Origin of the sequence: Herbiconiux sp. L3-i23 (assembly GCF_023734115.1) — a bacterium.
Classification (GTDB): domain Bacteria; phylum Actinomycetota; class Actinomycetes; order Actinomycetales; family Microbacteriaceae; genus Naasia.
The window spans coordinates 861,320-878,173 of record NZ_AP025737.1 but is presented as its reverse complement, the minus strand read 5'-3'; the positions used below and the strand labels follow the sequence as shown (position 1 = coordinate 878,173).

Sequence of the window (16,854 nt, the reverse complement as noted above, 5' to 3'; positions counted from 1 at the left end):
AAAAACGGCGATGCTCAGCGCCGAAAGCGAAAGCGACCCCGACCGTGACCAGCACCCGGCCCGACACCGACAGCGAGAGCGGTGAGATCATCGGCGGTGGGCGCTACCGGCTCGGCCCGGCGATCGGCACGGGCGGCATGGCGACCGTCTATCAGGCGCACGACCTGCTCCTCGACCGCGATGTCGCGATCAAGATCTTCCGCAGCGACGTCGCCGAGGCGAGCGACTCGCGCCGTGTCGAAGCCGAGATGAAGATGCTCGGCAGCATCAATCACCCGAGTCTCGTCACCCTCCACGACGCGGCGTTGAGCGACGACGGATCGACGCCGTTCCTCGTCATGGAACTCGTCGACGGCGAGCACCTCGCGTCCCTGCTGCGCGCAGGCCCGCTGAGCACCGATGACGCCGCCGCGGTGATCGCCCAGATCGCCGGCGCCCTCGCCCACATCCATGCGAAGGGCATCGTCCACCGCGACGTCAAACCCGCGAACATCCTCATCCGACGCGACGACGACGGGGTGCTGCACGCCAAGCTGGCGGATCTCGGTATCGCGCGGATGGCCGACGCGACGCATCTGACGACCGCGGGCAGCATCCTCGGCACCGTGGCCTACCTCAGCCCCGAGCAGGTCGGCGGCGGCACCGTCGGAACGGCGGCGGACGTGTACGCGCTCGGACTGGTGCTCTTCGAGTGCCTCACCGGGGAGCGGCCGTTCGCGGGGACACCCGCGGAGCAGGCCGCCGCACGGACCGTCGCGCAGCCGCTCGTCCCCGCGGACGTCGATCCCGACTATGAGGTGCTGCTGCAGGCCATGACGCGTCTCGACCCCACGTCGAGGATCAGCGCCGCCGAGGTCGAGACGACCCTCATCGCGGGCGGTCCCCCCGTCGTGCACACGCGGGCGATGCCCGCGATGTCCGACCTGCAGGCGACGGCGGCCACGCCGTTGCCGGGCTCGACCGACCGCGATTCCGAGGACGACGACACCGCTGTCGACGTCGGCATCGCGGACGCTCCGAGTGCGGGCGACGTGCACGAGATCGCCGATGACACCGCGCGCCTCGACGCCGCCTTCGCGGAGGTCGTCGCGACCACCGATTCCACCGCGGTGATGCACGGCGCGCCGGTGCCGGCACCCACCGACCAGGTCGCCGTCGCCCCCGATGGCACGGCGACGACGCCGGCCGCGCCGGGCTCCCCCACCGGCCCGACCACCACCGCGGCCGCCCCGAGATCGCGGCGGGCGCTGCACGTGGTCCTCATCATCGTCGCGGTGCTGCTCGCCGCGGCGATCGCGGCACTCGTCATCGCGAACCTGATGGCACCCGAGACGCTCACTCCCCCGCAGTATCCGGCCGTTGACGGCGAGCTCGGAGACCTGCTCGACGAGTTGCAGCGGAGTGTGCAGCCGTGAACCGGGCCGTCATGCGCAAGGCCGCATTCACGAGGGCCGCCGCGAGGCGGGTCGCCGTGGCGGCCGTGCTCGCCGCTTCCGTCGCGTTGAGCGGGTGCGCCGCCGCGCCGGCGATCGAAACCCGCACAGCCGAACGGCTGCAGCAGGCGGTGCTCGCAGTGTCCGACGAGGCCGCAGGCGGAGACCTCGCGGCAGCGCTCGCGTCGCTCGACCAGGTGTCGGCGGAGCTCGAAGCCGCGAAGGTGCGCGGCGAGGTCCACGAGGACCGGTACGCGCGCATCGCCGCGGCGGTCGAGTCGGTCCGCGCCTTCCTCGCGGCGCAGTTGACGCCGCCTCCCGCCCCGAGCGACGACGAGGACGAGGCTCCCGCCGATCCCGTCGAGCCGCCCGCCGAGGAGGCACCGCCCACCGAGGAGCCCTCCGATGATCCCGAGGAGGAACCGGAGGAGCCGGAGACGACACCGACCCCGGCACCGACCGCCCCGGCGACGCCCGCTCCCACCAAGACCCCCGCACCGGGCGGCGGGACGACGCCGAAGCCGACGGCGACACCCGCGAGCGCGTAAAGTTCCGACCCAGATGGCAGACACGAGATCGCTCCCGGCGCGGACCCTGGGCGGGCGTTACACGCTCGGCCCGGTAGTCGGCCGCGGCGGGATGGCCGAGGTGCATCGCGCCTACGACGCGCGCCTCGGGCGCGAGGTCGCGGTGAAACTGTTCCGGCCCGATGTCGCCGAGGCCCGCGATCTGCGCCGGGTGCGCTCCGAGATCCGCACCCTGGCGAGCCTCAACCATCCCGCCCTCGTGACGCTGCACGACGCGGCGGACGGCGACGACGGCAGCCCCGCCTACCTCGTCCTCGAACTCGTCGACGGCAGCGACCTCGGCACCCTGCTGCGCTCGGACACGCTCGAGGCCGAGCAGATCGCCGACCTCGTCGCCGAGGTGGCGGGTGCACTCTCGTACATCCACGCCCGCGGGATCGTGCACCGCGATCTGAAGCCCGAGAACATCCTCGTCTTCCGCGGCGACGACGGCCTCCTCCACGCGAAGCTCGCCGACCTCGGCATCGCCCGCATCGTCGACGAGTCGCACCTCACCTCGGCCGGCGCCGTGATCGGAACCGCCGCGTACCTCAGCCCGGAGCAGGTGACGGGCGCCCACGTCGGCACCGCGAGCGATATCTACTCGCTGGGGCTGGTGCTGATCGAGGCGTTGACCGGCGTCCGCCCGTTCGGTGGGGCGCGGGCCGAATCGGCGGTGGCGCGCACGATGTCCGGGCCGCCGATCCCCGACGGGCTGACTGACGCGGACAGCGCTCTGATCGAGGCGATGACGGCGCTCGATCCCTCCGAGCGGCCGAGCGCCGCAGGGGTCGAGCGGGCGTTGCGTCGCTGGAACTCGCCCGCTCCCTACGCCTCCGACGCGGCGACATCGGTGCTTCCGGTCGCCCCACCGCCGCTCACCGACCCGACCGAGGTCCTGGGAGCGGGAGCGCCCGAACGCACGCGCGTCCTCCCTGCCCAGTCGCCCGTCACCGACGTGTTCCCCATCGGGGCGGTCGATCCGACCGAGGTCTTCCCGGTCGCGTCGGTGCTGCCGGACGCGTCGGTGCTGCCGGACGCGTTGGGCGATCGGACGCAGGTGCTGCCCGCCGACGACGAGGGCTTCCGTCCGCGCGAATGGACTCCCGAGCCCCCGCCCGCGGTGCCGCGCCGCCGCAAGCGCAAGGTCTTCGCGATCGTCGTCGTCGTGCTCGCCCTCCTCGCCGGCGCCGGCGTCGCGCTGTGGCCGGTCATCCAGCAGGCGGTCGCGCCGGCGCGCCCGCCCGTGCCGGCCTACCCGGTCGTCGACGGTTCGATCGGCGGGCACCTCGCCGCACTGCAGGAGAGCGTCGGGGGCGACGGGTTCGCGTACGACGCCCAGGAGACCCTGCAGAACGACGTGCTCGCGGTATCCACCGCGGCGAGCACGCCCGATTACGCGGCGGCCTCCGACGCTCTGACCACGCTGTCCACGCACCTCGACCTGGCGGCCACCGCCGACCAGGTCAGTTCGGCCCGCTACCGGAACATGCTCGACGCGATCGCGCTGGTCCGCACCGACGTCGACGCCGCGATCGCCGCCGAGGAGGAGCAGCGCCGCCTCGAGGAGGAGGCGGAGCGCCAGCGTCAGCTGGAGGAGGAGCAGCAGCGCCTCGAGGAGGAGCAGGAGCAGCAGCAGTCGGGCCTGCAGGACCGCCTCGACGAGATCGGCCAGGGCCTCCGCGACCAGTTCGAGGACTGGTTCGGCGGCAGCAACAGCGGCAATGGCAACAGCGGCAACGGCAACGGCGGATCCGACAACAGCGGCTCGGGCAACAGCGACGACAACTGACGCGCGCGCGTCACGCCGAGGTGCCCAGTTCTGCCGGTGCTCAGGCGAAAACACCCGCAGAACTGGGCATCTCACCACCTGAGCGACATCGAGGTGCCGAGATCTGCGGGTTGGGGAGCGCCGACACCCGCAGAACTGAGCACCTCAGTGCTCGGCTCCGGGCGCAGGGCGTCGGGGTCAGCGGGTGGCGGCCGCGATGAAGGCGTCGGCGGCCGCGCGGGCCTCGGCTTCGGTCTGCAGCAGCAGCTCGAGCGACAGGGCGCCGTCGGGCTCCGAGTGCGCGTCGACGACCGCTTCGACGATCTCGACGATGCTGAGGAATCCGATGCGCCCCGCGTGGAAGGCCGCGACCGCCTGCTCGTTCGCCGCGTTGTAGACGGCGGGGAACGTGCCGCCCGCACGCCCGACGCGCTTCGCCAGCGCCACAGCCGGGAACGCGGCCTCGTCGAGCGGCTCGAAGGTCCAGGACGAGGCGCGGGTCCAGTCGAGGGGCGCGCCGACTCCGCTCACCCGATGCGGCCAGTCGAGGCCAAGCGAGATGGGCAGGCGCATGTCGGGCGGCGAGGCCTGGGCGATGGTGGAGCCGTCGACGAACTCGACCATCGAGTGCACGATCGACTGCGGATGCACGACGACATCGATGCGGTCGTAGTCGATGTCGAAGAGCAGGTGCGCCTCGATGACTTCGAGCCCCTTGTTCACGAGCGTCGCCGAGTTGGTGGTGACCACGAGGCCCATGTCCCAGGTCGGGTGGGCGAGCGCATCGGCGGGCGTGACGCCCTCGAGCGAGTCGCGGGTGCGCCCGCGGAACGGGCCGCCCGAGGCGGTGAGCACCAGTCGGCGCACCTCGGCGTCGGTGCCGGATCGCAGGGACTGGGCGATCGCCGAGTGCTCGGAGTCGACGGGCACGATCTGTCCCGGCGCTGCCGCATCGGTGACGAGGGACCCGCCGACGATCAGCGATTCCTTATTGGCGAGGGCGAGCGTCCGACCCGCCTCGAGTGCGGCGAGGGTCGGCCCCAAGCCGACGGACCCGGTGATGCCGTTGAGCACGACGTCCGCGTCGACGTCGTGCACGAGCCGCACCGCGTCGTCGGCGCCGAGCGCGGTGGCGCGAACCCCGAAGGCCTCGGCCTGAGCGGCCAACGCGTCGGCGTTGCTGCCGGCGGCGAGCCCGACGACGTCGAAGCGGTCGCGGTTCGCGGCGATGACGTCGAGCGCCTGCGTGCCGATCGAGCCGGTCGAACCGAGGATGAGGACGCGTCGCATGCCCTCATCCTGTCACTAGGACCTTCGCCCGACCCGGCCGCCTCCGACCACGGCCGGCTCGGGGAACATAGTCTGTCGGGATGGCGGGAATCGGAGCGACCATCGTGGCGGTCGTGCTCGCCATCGGAGCCACCCTCTCCGCCGGAACCGGAACCGGGAACGGGATGGTCGGAGACGTCCCGCCGTCTACCACGTCCGCGTCTGCATCCGCGTCCGAGTCGCTGTACTCGCGTCCCTCCGCCGTCGCGCTGCGCCTCGCCGACCCCGACGACTTCTCCCCCGGTCTGCTGATCAGCGACCAGCGGTTCTACGACGACCTCGCGATGGACGTCGCGGGCGTCCAGTCCTTCCTCGAACAGGAGACCTGCCGGCCCGAAGAGGGCGTCGACTGCCTCGCCGACTACCGCGAGAGCACCCCCGACGTGCCCGCAGTGGGATCCGGGCACTGCGACGCCTACACGGGAGACGAGTGGGAGTCGGCGGCCGTGATCATCGTCGGCGTCGCTCGTGCCTGCGGCATCAACCCGCAGGTGCTGCTCGTGCTCATGCAGAAGGAGCAGTCGCTCGTGAGCCGCCCGAGCCCCTCCGGCTACGAGCGCGCGATGGGATACGCCTGCCCCGACACCGCCGACTGCGACACGGAGTACTTCGGCTTCTTCAACCAGGTGTACAACGCCGCCTGGCAGTTCCGGCAGTACACCCTCTTCCCGACCGACCGCGCCTACACGGTCGGCACCGTCGACGTCGGCTTCAACCCGCGCGGCGAGTGCGGCGCGGCACCCGTCGAGATCGAGAACCAGGCCACCGCCAACCTGTACCTCTACACGCCCTACCAGCCGAACGAGGCCGCCGTCGCCGAGCTGTACGGCGAGGGCGACGACTGCTCCTCGTACGGCAACCGCAACTTCTGGCGCATCTTCACCGACTGGTTCGGCGACCCGACCGCCGAACGCTTCCCCGAGTGGCTCGGGCAGTGCGTCACGCTCGACGCCGGCCGCCCGTGCCTCGACTCGTTCTGGGTCGCCGGCCCCGAACGCTGACGAGGGCGGTGGTCACGCCTGGGGTCGTCCACCGGACGGACTCGAGGTCTGCGAGCGCCGCTCGACGCGGGCCCGCTCATCGGCATGCGCGCTCTTCAGCAGAGCGAGCACCGTCCTTCCCGTCACCGGTCCGGGGGCGACCACCGACACCCAGCCCAACGCGCCGTAGACCGGGTGCGGTAGGAACTCGTCGGTCGCGGCGAAGTTCCGCGGCGCCTCGTCCGCGGGATCGACGTCGACGAGTTCGCCGAGCGCGCGCTGGCCGACGTGGATGTTGACCCGCCACCGTCCTTCGCCGAGCCGCGACGCGGTGTCGTCGGGGTAGTCCTTGGTGACGATCGTCGCGTACGGCTGAGTGGCGGTCGGAACGACGCCGTCGGGCGCGAAGTAGAAGAAGTAGTCGCCCCACGCGATCTCCGGCGCGTCATCCCCTTCGGTGGGGGCGAGCACCAGGGCTCCGTCGCAGGATCGGACGGTGTCGAGGATCTCCGCGATTTCCATGCTTCCAGTGTGCCGCGCGGCGCTCCGCCTGCCCAGGGCGCGGTGGCTCGTCAGGCCGACGTCACCGGTTCGTGGTGCACCGGGAAGTTCACCGACGCGGCGATGAAGCAGTCGGCGCTCGCCTCCGCGTGCAGCGCCTGCGCGAGCTCGATCTGCGCCTCGTCGGCGACGACGACCTGCGGGCGCAGCGTCACCTCGGTGAAGCGGCCGCCGTTGCCCTGCTGCGCCATCGTGCCGGTGGCGTCGTCACGGTAGGCGACGACCGTGACTCCCGCGCGCACCGCAGTGTGCAGGTACGAGAGCATGTGGCACTCGGCGAGCGCCGCGATCAACAGCTCCTCGGGATTCCACCGGTCGGCGTCGCCGTGGAACACGCGCGCCGCCGACGCCTCGATGGGCTGCTTCGATGGTGCGGAAACGATGCCTTGGCGGCCGTACTCGCGGTATCCGCTGGTACCCGATCCGCGGTTGCCGACCCACTCGACGGACAGGGCGAAGGAGTGCTCCGAAGGCATGTTCAGATGCTATCGGCGGCCTCCGGAAAAGCGTCCGGGGCCCGGCGTAGACTCCTGCTCACAATGACTGACACAGTGCTCGCCGACACGTCGACCGCCCCCTCCGAGCCGCCCCGCGAACGCCGCATCGTCACCGCGATCCCGGGGCCGAAATCGCAGGAGCTGCACGCGCGACGCCTGAAGGTCGTGCCGCCCGGAGTGCACTCCGTGCTGCCGGTCTACATCGAGAGCGCGCACGACGCCATCCTGCGCGACGTCGACGGCAACCAGTTCATCGACCTGGGGGCCGGCATCGGCGTGACCACGGTCGGGCACACTCAGGGCCCGGTCGTCGAGGCGGCGAAGGATCAGCTCGACAAGTTCCTGCACACGCTGTTCACCATCACGCCCTACGAGTCGTACGTGCGGGTCGCCGAGCTGCTCGCCGAGCACACGCCCGGCGACTTCGAGAAGCGCTCCGTGCTCGTCAACTCGGGCGCCGAGGCCGTCGAGAACGGCGTCAAGATCGCCCGCAAGTACACCGGTCGCCGCGCCGTGGCCGTGCTCGAGCACGCCTACCACGGCCGCACCAACCTCACGATGGCGATGAACTTCAAGGCGGCACCGTACGCCACCGGCTTCGGACCGCTCGCGGGCGACGTCTTCCACGCGCCGAGCTCCTACCCGTTCCACGACGGGCTGAGTGGTGCCGAGGCGGCCGCGCGCACCATCTCCTACCTCGAGAAGCACGTCGGGGCGAGCGACCTCGCGGCCCTCGTCGTCGAGCCCATTCAGGGCGAGGGCGGCTTCATGGTGCCCGCCGAGGGCTACCTGCCCGCCCTGCAGGAGTGGGCGAGCGCGAACGGCGTCGTCTTCATCGCCGACGAGATCCAGAGCGGCATGGGCCGTACCGGCGCGTACTTCGCGAGCGAGCACTTCGGGCTCGTCCCCGACCTGCTGCTGTCGGCGAAGGGCATCGCGGGCGGTCTGCCGCTCGCGGCGGTCACCGGCCGTGCCGAGATCATGGATGCCGCGCAGCCGGGAGGGCTCGGCGGCACCTTCGGCGGCAACCCCGTCGCCGCGGCCGCATCGGTGGCGGTCTTCGACCTGATCGAGCGCGACGGCCTGCTCGCGAACGCCGCTCGCATCGAGAAGCGCCTCAAAGCGGGTCTCTCGGCGATCGCCGAGCGCTTCGACATCATCGGCGACATCCGCGGCATCGGAGCGATGGTCGCGATCGAGCTCGTCCAGCCCGGCACCGCATCGACGACGAAGGCACCCAATGCCGCCGCGGTCGGCGCCCTCGCCGCCTATGCCGCCGAGAACGGGGTGCTCATCCTCACCGCCGGCACCTACGGCAACGTGCTCCGCTTCCTGCCCAGCCTCGCCATCACGGACGAGCAGATCGACGATGCCCTCGGCGTGCTCGCCGACGGCTTCGCGGCGCTCTGAACGCGGGTGCGACCGCTGCGCGACGTCCGCGTCACCGTGGATACGTGGCCCCGATGAGTGCCGCGACCCCTCAGCGTGGAACCTTCGCGGCGGCGGACGCCGTCGAGCTCGCCGTCGTCGAGCGGGGCGGATTCGTCGAATCGCGCCACATCGGTTCGGCGGTGGTCATCTCCGCTGACGGCGACGTCATCCGCGAGCTCGGCGATCCACGATCGCCGGTCTTCCCCAGGTCGACGCTGAAGCCGTTCCAGGCGCTCGCCGCGATCGCGAGCGGTGCGCAACTGACGCCGGAGGAGACCGTGCTCGCCACGGCCAGCCATCAGGGCACTGTCGAGCAGGCGCGCATCGTCCGCGGCATCCTCGCCAAGGGCAGACTGCGCATCTCGGCTCTGAAGTGTCCGCCCGCATGGCCCGACGACCGCGAGGCGCGCGACGAGCTGGTGCTCGGGGGCCACGGTCCCCTGCCGATCTTCATGGAGTGCTCCGGCAAGCACGCGGCGATGCTGCTCGCCACCGCGGTGAGCGGCTGGGATCGCGCGACCTACCTCGACGCCGAGCATCCGCTGCAGGAGCGTGTGCGCGAGGTGATCCAGCGGATGACCGGCGAACACATCAGCGCCGCCTCGGTCGACGGTTGCGGTCTGCCCGTCTACGCCGTGTCGCTGCAGGGCCTCGCCGCCGGCTATGCGCGCATCCGCACCACGACGCATGATTCGCCGTGGCCGCTCTACCGTGACGCCGCGACGCTGACCGACGCTGTGCTCGCGCACCCTCACCTCATCTCCGGCGTCGGCCAGCCCGACGCGGTGCTGATCGAGGAGCTCGGCGCGCTCGCCAAGGTGGGAGCCGAAGGGCTCCTCGTCGCGGCTCTACCCGACGGCACGACCGCGGCGGTGAAGGTGCTCGACGGCAGCCTTCGCCCGGCAGCGGCCGTGGTGGTCGAGCTGCTCGCCTCGGTCGGGGCGATCGACGGTCCGGCGCTCGCCCGGGTGCGCGCGCGGCTCGACCTCGCCGTGCTTGGCGGCGGCCAGCCCGTCGGCGAGATCCGGGTCACCGCCGTCTAAGCGTCGATCGGGGGCCACCCGCTCGTCTCCGCCTACGCGAGACCGCACGTTCCGGGCACGCGCGCCCGCCGGCTCCCCCGAACAAGCGTGTCCGGTGGGCCCAGTGCGTCTGTGCCCGCAATACCGGATCTCAGCGGGAGGCGAGGCGCTTGCGGCGGGCCGCGGCGGCGATCTGGGAGATGAGCACCGCCGCGATGGCGAGGATGAAGATCGCCGACGCGATCACGTTCGCCTCCGCCGGGATGCCGCGCGCGGCCGCCGTATAGATGAACTTCGGGAACGTGGTGGCAGGACCCGAATTGAAGTTCGTGATGATGAAGTCGTCGAAGCTCAACGCGAACGACAGCAGCGCCCCGCCTGCGATTCCCGGCGCGAGCAGCGGCAGCGTGATGCGGAAGAACACCTGCGCGGGTGAGCCGTAGAGGTCGCGGCCCGCCTCCTCGATCGAGGGGTCGACACTCGCCACCCGCGCCCGCACCGTCACGATCACGAAGCTCACGCAGAACATCACGTGCGCGAGGATCACCGTCAGGATGCCCTTCTGGATCCCGGCGGTCAGGAACTGGGCGGCGAGGCCCGCACCGAGCACCACCTCGGGGGTGGCCATCGGCAGGAAGATCAGCAGGGTCGTCGCCGACTTGAACCTGAACCGGTAGCGAGCGAGCGCGATGGCCGCGGCGGTGCCGATGGCGGTCGCGACGACCGTCGAGACGACGGCGATGAGGATGCTGTTGCCGAACGCCTGGCAGACGCCCTGCGCGTTGCAGACGCCCAGCCAGTTGTCGAATGTGAAGCCGCGCCAGACGATGTTCGTTCGCCGGTAGTCGTTGAACGAGAACACGATCGTGTAGACGATCGGGATCAGCAGGTACACCAGCACGATGGCGCTGAAAATGCCGAGCAGCCACGATCCGAGGGGCGGAACAGCCCGGCGTCGCGGGCTCGACACGGGAGCGCTGACCGCTTCGACGACCGCAGCGCCCTCCTGCAGCACGCCGCTCACAGCAGCTCATCCGTTCCGCTGCGGCGCACGTACACGGCGACGAGGACGAGGATCGCGGCCATCAGGATGATCGACAGCGCCGCCGCGGCGGGGAAGTTCTGCAGCACCAGGAAGTTCGCCTCGACCGCGTTGCCGAGCATCGAGGTGTCGGGCGAGCCGAGGAAGTCGCGGCTCGCGTTCACGTAGTCGCCCGCCGCGGGGATGAAGGTGAGCAGCGTGCCCGAGACGATGCCCGGCATCGACAGCGGCAGCGTCACCGTGCGGAAGGTCGTGAACGCTCCCGCATAGAGGTCGCTGCCGGCTTCGAGGTAGCGGATGTCGAGCCGCTCGAGCGACGCGTAGAGGGGCAGCACCATGAAGGGCACGAAGTTGTAGACGAGGCCGAAGATCACCGCGGCCGGAGAGCCGATGAAGTACTCCCCCGGCCCGAGCAACGACAGCGCCTGCAACCCCTGGACCACCAGCGAATCGTTGGAGAGCAGCTGCTTCCAGGCGAGGGTGCGCAGCAGGAAGCTGATGAAGAAGGGCGCGATGACGAGCACGAGCAGCAGGCTCTGCGCGAGCGGGTATCGGCGGAGCGCCACCCCGATGAAGTAGGCGAGCGGGTAGCTGATGACGAGCGCGATCGCGGTGGCCACGAGGGCGTAGCCGAACGAGCGCAGGATCTGCGGCAGGTACTCGCCCACCACGTCGGCGTAGTTCTCGATCCGGAAGGCGTAGTCGTACTGCCCGATGTCGCCGTAGAGCCGTGGGGTCTGCAGCGAGGTGAGGATCAGCGAGACCAGCGGGGCGAGGAAGAACAGGGCCAGGTAGGCGATGCCGGGGAGCAGCAGCAGCAACGCTGTCCGACCGCCGCGCCGGGTGTCGCCGCTCGGCGCGCCGGCGCCGATCGTGGGGGCGAACGCGGTGATCGCCACGCTCAGCCCTCGGCGTCCGCTGCGGCGAGCACGGCGCGGTGGCGCTGCTCGTCGAGGCTTCCGGCCGGCTCCGCCGCGGCGGCGAGAGCCGGCACGTCGGACGGGTCGTCCTCGAGCACGAAGCCGTGCTCGACGCGCCAGGTGAGCCAGACCTCGGCTCCCGGGGAGACGACCGGCCCGAACACCATGTTCTGGGCGAACACGGTCACCGTGCCGAATCCCGGCACGGCGACGAGGTACGAGGTGCTGACCCCACTGAACGAGACGTCGAGCACCCGGCCGGGACCGATCAGATTCACGCCCGCCTCGTCGGCCGGGGCGCTCGTGTGCAGCAGCAGCTTCTCGGGCCGGACGCCGGCGACGACCGTGCCGCTCGAGTGCTGTGCGCGGGAACGGGGGATGCCGATGCGGCGGCTCCCGGCTACGACCACGACCACGTCGTCGTCGGCGCTCACGACGTCGCCGGTGAACAGGTTCGACTGCCCGAGGAACGTGGCGACGAACGCGGTGCGCGGCAGTTCGTAGAGCTCTTCGGGCGCCCCGAGCTGTTCGATGCGGCCCTTGTTCATGACCGCGACCGTGTCGGCCATGGTCATGGCCTCCTCCTGGTCGTGGGTGACGTGCAGGAAGGTGAGCCCGACCTCGCCCTGGATCGTCTTCAGCTCGAGCTGCATCTGCCGGCGCAGCTTGAGGTCGAGCGCGCCGAGCGGCTCGTCGAGCAGGAGCAGTGCCGGGCGGTTGACCACTGCGCGGGCGAGGGCGACGCGCTGCTGCTGACCGCCTGACAGCTGCGACGGCCGCCGGGAAGCCACATGGTCGAGCTCGACGAGGCGCAGCGCCTCATGCGCTTTGCCGACGGGGTCGCCGATGCCGCGGCGGCGCAGGCCGAAGGCCACGTTGTCGAGCACGCTCATGTGCGGGAACAGGGCGTAGCTCTGGAAGACCGTGTTGACGGGGCGCTGATGCGCCTTCGCCTTGGTGACGTCCTTGCCGCCGATGAGGATCTGACCGCGGGTCGCGGTCTCGAGCCCGGCGACGAGGCGCAACGTCGTCGTCTTGCCGCATCCCGACGGACCGAGGAGGGCGAAGAACGAGCCGGCGGGAATGGTGAGATCGAGGTCGTCGATCGCGGTGAAACCCGGGAACTCCTTGCGGACCCCGACGAGCTGCAGGTCGGCGCCGGAATCGGCGAACGCTGTCTTCGCCATCGTCAGCCGAGCAGGACCTTCTGGAACTCCGCCTGGAATTCCGTCTCCTCCTGAGCGGTGAGCGTGCGGAACGGGTGCACCGTCGCGAGGGTGTCGTCGTCGGGGAAGATCAGCTGGTTCTCGGCGAGCTCCGGATCGATGACCTCCATGGCCTCCTTCGCGCCGACGACCGGGGTGACGTAGTTGACCCATGCGGCGACCTGCGCCGCGACCTCGGGCTCGTAGTAGTAGTTGATGAGCTCCTCGGCGTTCGCCTTGCGGGGCGAGCCGATCGGCACGACGAACGTGTCGTTCCAGAAGGTGCCCCCGGCCTCGGGGATCGCGAACTCCCACTTGTCGCCCGACTCGGCGTTCAGCACCGTGATGTCGCCCGACCAGCAGATCGCGGCGAGGGTGTTGCCGGAGGCGAGGTCCTCGAGGTAGGAATTGCCCTTCACCGCGGCGATCTGGCCGCTGTCGACCTTCTCGCTGAAGAGGTCCATCGCCTCCTGGAACTCGGGTGAGCCCCAATCGCCGGTGATATCGACCCCGTTCTCGAGCATGATCAGACCGAGGGTGTCGCGCATCTCGCTCAGCACGCCGACGCGGCCCTTGAGCTCGGGCTGCCACAGGTCGCTGACGCTGCGGAGCCCGTCGGGGAAAACCTCCTTGTTCCAGCAGATGCCGCCGAAGCCGCCCTGCCAGGGCAGGCTCTTCGCGCGCCCCGGGTCGAAGTCGGGGTCGGCGAGCGACGGGGTGAGGTTCTTCTTGTTGGGGATCTTCGACTCGTCGAGGTCCTGCACGTAGCCGAAGCGGACGAGACGGGCCACCATCCACTCGGTGAGGCAGACGGTGTCGGCGCCGATGTCCTGACCGAGCGCGAGCTGATCGCGGACCTTCGCGTAGTAGGTGTTGTTGTCGTCGACGTCGACGAGGTAGTTGACCTTGATGCCGGTCTGCTCCTCGAACGCGACGAGGGTCGGATAGTCGCCCGCGTCGTCCTCGTCGATGTAGGCGGGCCAGTTCGCCCAGTTCAGGGTCTTGTCCGTGGCCGATTCGTCCTCGGCCGCAGCCGGCGGTTCGGTGCTCGTCGGGGCGCAGGCGGCGAGCGCCAGCGCTGCGGCGGATGCGCCCGCCCCGGTGAGGAACCCGCGACGTCCGAGCTGCCACGATCGCGCCTGCTGGATCAGTTGACGCACGACGGGATCGGCGGGCAATTCGCGGCGGGGACTCATCGGACCTCCTGAGGGGCAGTTCGGAAAGTGTGTCGATCCTGGCACAGCGCTCGCCCGATCCGTAGAGCCGACCGCGCAGATCGGCCATCACGAAACATGATCGTCACGAAATCCGTTCCCTCGGGCGGCCGGAGCGGAGGATCTCGTCCTTCTCGCACGCTCAGGTCGTCACCCCGGCGATCGTGTCCTGCGTCCAGTCGACCATCGCACGGCGGGCGGGCTGCTCGGGACGGCTGAGCCAGACCCGGCCCTCGAGGTCGGCGAGCGGAGGCGGCACGGTCCTGCGACGGGAGACGAGCCGGTACTGGGAGACGGTGCAGCCGTCGTAGACGACGTCGGCGTCGGCGAGCGCCGTCCAGAGGTGCACCGCGTTCTGCCATCCATCGGGGTCGCCGACGACGACGTGGGCGGTGTCGGCGTCGAGGTCTGCGAGGCTCTGAGCGCCGGCCCCGCGCACGTCGAAGACGCGCAGGTTCTGGCGGGTCGCGAGCTGGGCGACGCGGCGGCCCGGCAGCACGCTCACCACGCAGGTGAGTGTGCCTGCGCGGAATCCGACCTCGTCGGGTTCTCCTTCGTCGCCGGGTCCTCCTCTCCCGTCGACGCGGAGGTCGTGCGTGTCGTCGATCGCGACCTGGATGCTCGCACCGTGCCAACGCCCGGATCCCGCGGGGGCGTCGGGGTCGAAGTCGCGTGCTCCCCCACCGGCGAGCACGTGGTCGTCCCGGCTCGCCGCCCGGAGTTCGAGCCGGGATCCGAACGCGGCGAGCATCGGGCGCACCGCGCCCGCCACGGGCGACGCCACGGTCACGGCGACCCGTCGGCCTCGGGCCCGCAGGGCGGAGGGGATCATGTCCGCGAGCGCGGCCATGTGATCGTCCGAGAGGGCGTCGAGGATCGCCTCGAGGTCGTCGACGACGAGGGGCTGCTCGCCGTCGTGGAGGCCGTCCCAGAACCGTTCGACCGCGGTGGCGTCGCCGCCTCGCAGGACGGCGGCGCCGAGACCCCGCGCGATGGTCCGCGCCGCCTCGCTGCGCCCGGACCCGGGCGCCCCGGCGATGACGAGGGCTCCGTCGCGGGCGGGATCCCACAGGGCGACGGGCTGGCGACCTTCCGCCGGCAGATCGAGCCGACCGAGCACGACGCCCGTGGCGCCATCGCCGGCGGCGCGCACGGCGTCCCTCAGAGGAATACGAGCGGGCAGGGGCGGGAGGAAGCCCGGCGTGCGCGCCGACCCGCGCCGTCCCGAGGCGACCAGGTCGTCGACGATCGTGGCGAGGATGAGCTCGTCGCCCGAGGCGACCTGGGCCTCGACCGGCGGGTCGCCGTGCAGGGTGACGAAGCAGCGGCCGGGTGCCGATCGCGGGATCCGGGCGGCGGCGTCGATGCCGATGACCGCCGAGCTGTCGGCGGCGGAGACGACGCGCAGCGAGATGCGCAAGCCGCAGTTGGCGAGCAGCGAGTCGCGCATCACCCCGGTCGGCCGCTGCGTGCAGAGGATGAGATGCATACCGAGGGAGCGTCCCCTCGCGGCCACGTCGGCGAACACGTCGTGGAGGTCGCTCCGCCCGCCGAGCAGCGCCGCGAACTCGTCGACCACGATCACGAGCCGGGAGAGGTCGTCGCACTCGTCGATCGATCGGGCCCGACGGGCGCGGAGGGTGTCCTCGCGTCGCCGCATCTCGGCACCGAGTGAGGCGGCGGCTCGATCGACGCCGTGACCGTCAAGGTCGGTGACGAGTCCGCGCACGTGGGGCAGGCGGGTGACCCGGTCGAAGCTCGCGCCGCCCTTGAAGTCGAACAGCAGCAGTTCGAGCCGTTCGGGCGGGGCGGCGCTGGCGAGCGCGAGCATCCAGGCGATCAGGAGCTCGCTCTTGCCGCTGCCCGTCGTTCCTCCGACGAGCGCGTGAGGTCCGTCCGCGAGGAGGTCGATGGTGAGCGGCCCGTCCGCCGCGACCGCGAACGCGACGCTCAGATCACCGACTCCCGCGGCGCGGGCGTCGAGGAGCCCGCGGAGTTCGGCATGCGCCGGTACCGTGCCCTGCAGCGTCCGCCTCCGCGAAGCCGCCTCGGGCGCGCCGAGCATCTCGGGTTCGAACGAGTCGCCGATCTCGTGCCCCGGGCCTCGGATGATGCGGGCCTCGCGCGGTCCGCACACCTCGACGACCACGCCGCACCGGGCGGGGAGCGCGGCGAGCGAGGAGGCGATGCTCACCGACGCCTCGTCGATCGCCTGCCCCTGCGCGGCCAGCTGGACCTCGACGGTACGGGCGAACACGCTCGCGAGGAACCTCTCGCCCACCACACCGATGCCTCCGCGCGCATCGACGATCACGGGGGCGTGCGTCACACGCGCTGCGCTTTCGGCGATCGGACGGTCGGAGAGCGTCTGCGGCTCGAGGTCGAGCCCCGACGGCACCGTGCCGAGGCCGAGCCGCACGAGGAGCGGCCCGCCGGGTGTCGCCGCGGTGCTCGGGGCGTCGGCGGCGATCAGCTCCCGCGCGGACGGGGCGGTGGTGGCGAGGCGCCGACGCACCGCGTCGTGCCGCTCCGCGATGTCGACGCTCAGGCGGGACAGCTCATCGGCGCGCCGCAGCGTCTCGACACGACGCGTTCGACGAGAGCCCCGCCGTCCGTCGACGAGCGCGGCCACCGCCATGAGCGGCCCCAGCGCGGCGAAAGCGAGGGACAGCGGAGAGCGGGTCAGCGCGAAGAGCAGCGCGGCCGCGAGGACCGGGGCGAGAGCCCCAATCCACGGGAACGGCATCGGTCGCGCCTCGGCGGGCGGGGGCGGCAGCTGCAGACGCATGACACCACTCGATCACGACCGCGATCCGGATCCGCGTCCCATCGTGCCGCCGGTGGGGAACACGCGGCGACTCTCCGCTGTGGAGGATGTGCGCC

The 16,854-nt window shown here is 71.2% G+C and carries 14 protein-coding genes; 6 read left to right on the top strand and 8 right to left on the bottom strand.

Annotated features, from left to right (window positions below):
• Positions 1-44 precede the first annotated feature (44 nt).
• The 3 genes from NGH83_RS04130 to NGH83_RS04120 are packed head-to-tail and all read left to right on the top strand — an operon-like array spanning position 45 to position 3,791.
• A complete protein-coding gene (locus NGH83_RS04130) occupies positions 45-1,415 on the top strand; it encodes a serine/threonine-protein kinase (RefSeq protein ID WP_251857799.1) in 1,371 nt (456 codons plus the stop codon).
• Complete coding sequence (locus NGH83_RS04125; RefSeq protein WP_251857798.1) at positions 1,412-1,981, top strand: hypothetical protein; 570 nt, start codon at positions 1,412-1,414, stop codon at positions 1,979-1,981. Before NGH83_RS04130 ends, NGH83_RS04125 begins: the two co-directional genes overlap by 4 nt.
• Positions 1,982-1,994: 13 nt before the next feature.
• Positions 1,995-3,791, top strand: coding sequence for a serine/threonine-protein kinase (locus tag NGH83_RS04120; RefSeq protein WP_251857797.1), 1,797 nt, complete (start codon positions 1,995-1,997; stop codon positions 3,789-3,791).
• A gap of 177 nt (positions 3,792-3,968) precedes the next feature.
• Here NGH83_RS04120 and dxr read toward each other — a convergent pair whose 3' ends face one another.
• Positions 3,969-5,060 (bottom strand): 1-deoxy-D-xylulose-5-phosphate reductoisomerase, encoded by a 1,092-nt coding sequence (gene dxr, locus NGH83_RS04115; RefSeq protein WP_251857796.1) that lies wholly within the window; start codon positions 5,058-5,060, stop codon positions 3,969-3,971.
• A gap of 80 nt (positions 5,061-5,140) precedes the next feature.
• On the opposite strand from dxr, the gene NGH83_RS04110 reads away from it, so the two are divergent.
• Positions 5,141-6,100, top strand: coding sequence for a hypothetical protein (locus NGH83_RS04110; RefSeq protein ID WP_251857795.1), 960 nt, complete (start codon positions 5,141-5,143; stop codon positions 6,098-6,100).
• Positions 6,101-6,112: 12 nt separating this feature from the next.
• On the opposite strand, the gene NGH83_RS04105 is transcribed toward NGH83_RS04110, so the two are convergent.
• Positions 6,113-6,601 carry a DUF6194 family protein gene (locus NGH83_RS04105; RefSeq protein WP_251857794.1) on the bottom strand — a complete coding sequence of 163 codons (489 nt, stop codon included), beginning with the start codon at positions 6,599-6,601 and terminating at the stop codon, positions 6,113-6,115.
• A gap of 50 nt (positions 6,602-6,651) precedes the next feature.
• Positions 6,652-7,116 carry an OsmC family protein gene (locus NGH83_RS04100; protein WP_251857793.1) on the bottom strand — a complete coding sequence of 155 codons (465 nt, stop codon included), beginning with the start codon at positions 7,114-7,116 and terminating at the stop codon, positions 6,652-6,654.
• Between the two features lie 63 nt (positions 7,117-7,179).
• Here NGH83_RS04100 and gabT point away from each other — a divergent pair, with 63 nt between their 5' ends.
• The gene (gene gabT / locus NGH83_RS04095; RefSeq protein ID WP_251857792.1) at positions 7,180-8,547 is read left to right on the top strand and encodes a 4-aminobutyrate--2-oxoglutarate transaminase; all 1,368 of its coding nucleotides are present in this window, start codon (positions 7,180-7,182) and stop codon (positions 8,545-8,547) included.
• Positions 8,548-8,600: 53 nt separating this feature from the next.
• Positions 8,601-9,611 (top strand): asparaginase, encoded by a 1,011-nt coding sequence (locus tag NGH83_RS04090; protein ID WP_251858448.1) that lies wholly within the window; start codon positions 8,601-8,603, stop codon positions 9,609-9,611.
• 130 nt (positions 9,612-9,741) lie between these two features.
• Here the strand turns inward: NGH83_RS04090 and NGH83_RS04085 are convergent, their stop codons facing one another.
• The 5 genes from NGH83_RS04085 to NGH83_RS04065 form a co-directional block, all read right to left on the bottom strand.
• Positions 9,742-10,515: an ABC transporter permease gene (locus NGH83_RS04085; RefSeq protein ID WP_251858447.1), complete on the bottom strand. Its 774-nt coding sequence runs from the start codon at positions 10,513-10,515 to the stop codon at positions 9,742-9,744.
• Positions 10,516-10,610: 95 nt separating this feature from the next.
• Positions 10,611-11,531 (bottom strand): ABC transporter permease, encoded by a 921-nt coding sequence (locus NGH83_RS04080; protein ID WP_251857791.1) that lies wholly within the window; start codon positions 11,529-11,531, stop codon positions 10,611-10,613.
• A gap of 2 nt (positions 11,532-11,533) precedes the next feature.
• On the bottom strand, positions 11,534-12,739 hold the full coding sequence (locus tag NGH83_RS04075) for an ABC transporter ATP-binding protein (protein ID WP_251857790.1): 1,206 nt from the start codon (positions 12,737-12,739) through the stop codon (positions 11,534-11,536).
• 2 nt (positions 12,740-12,741) lie between these two features.
• Positions 12,742-13,953: a PotD/PotF family extracellular solute-binding protein gene (locus tag NGH83_RS04070; RefSeq protein WP_251857789.1), complete on the bottom strand. Its 1,212-nt coding sequence runs from the start codon at positions 13,951-13,953 to the stop codon at positions 12,742-12,744.
• A 160-nt stretch (positions 13,954-14,113) separates the two neighbouring features.
• Positions 14,114-16,759 (bottom strand): FtsK/SpoIIIE domain-containing protein, encoded by a 2,646-nt coding sequence (locus NGH83_RS04065; protein WP_251857788.1) that lies wholly within the window; start codon positions 16,757-16,759, stop codon positions 14,114-14,116.
• Positions 16,760-16,854 lie beyond the last annotated feature (95 nt).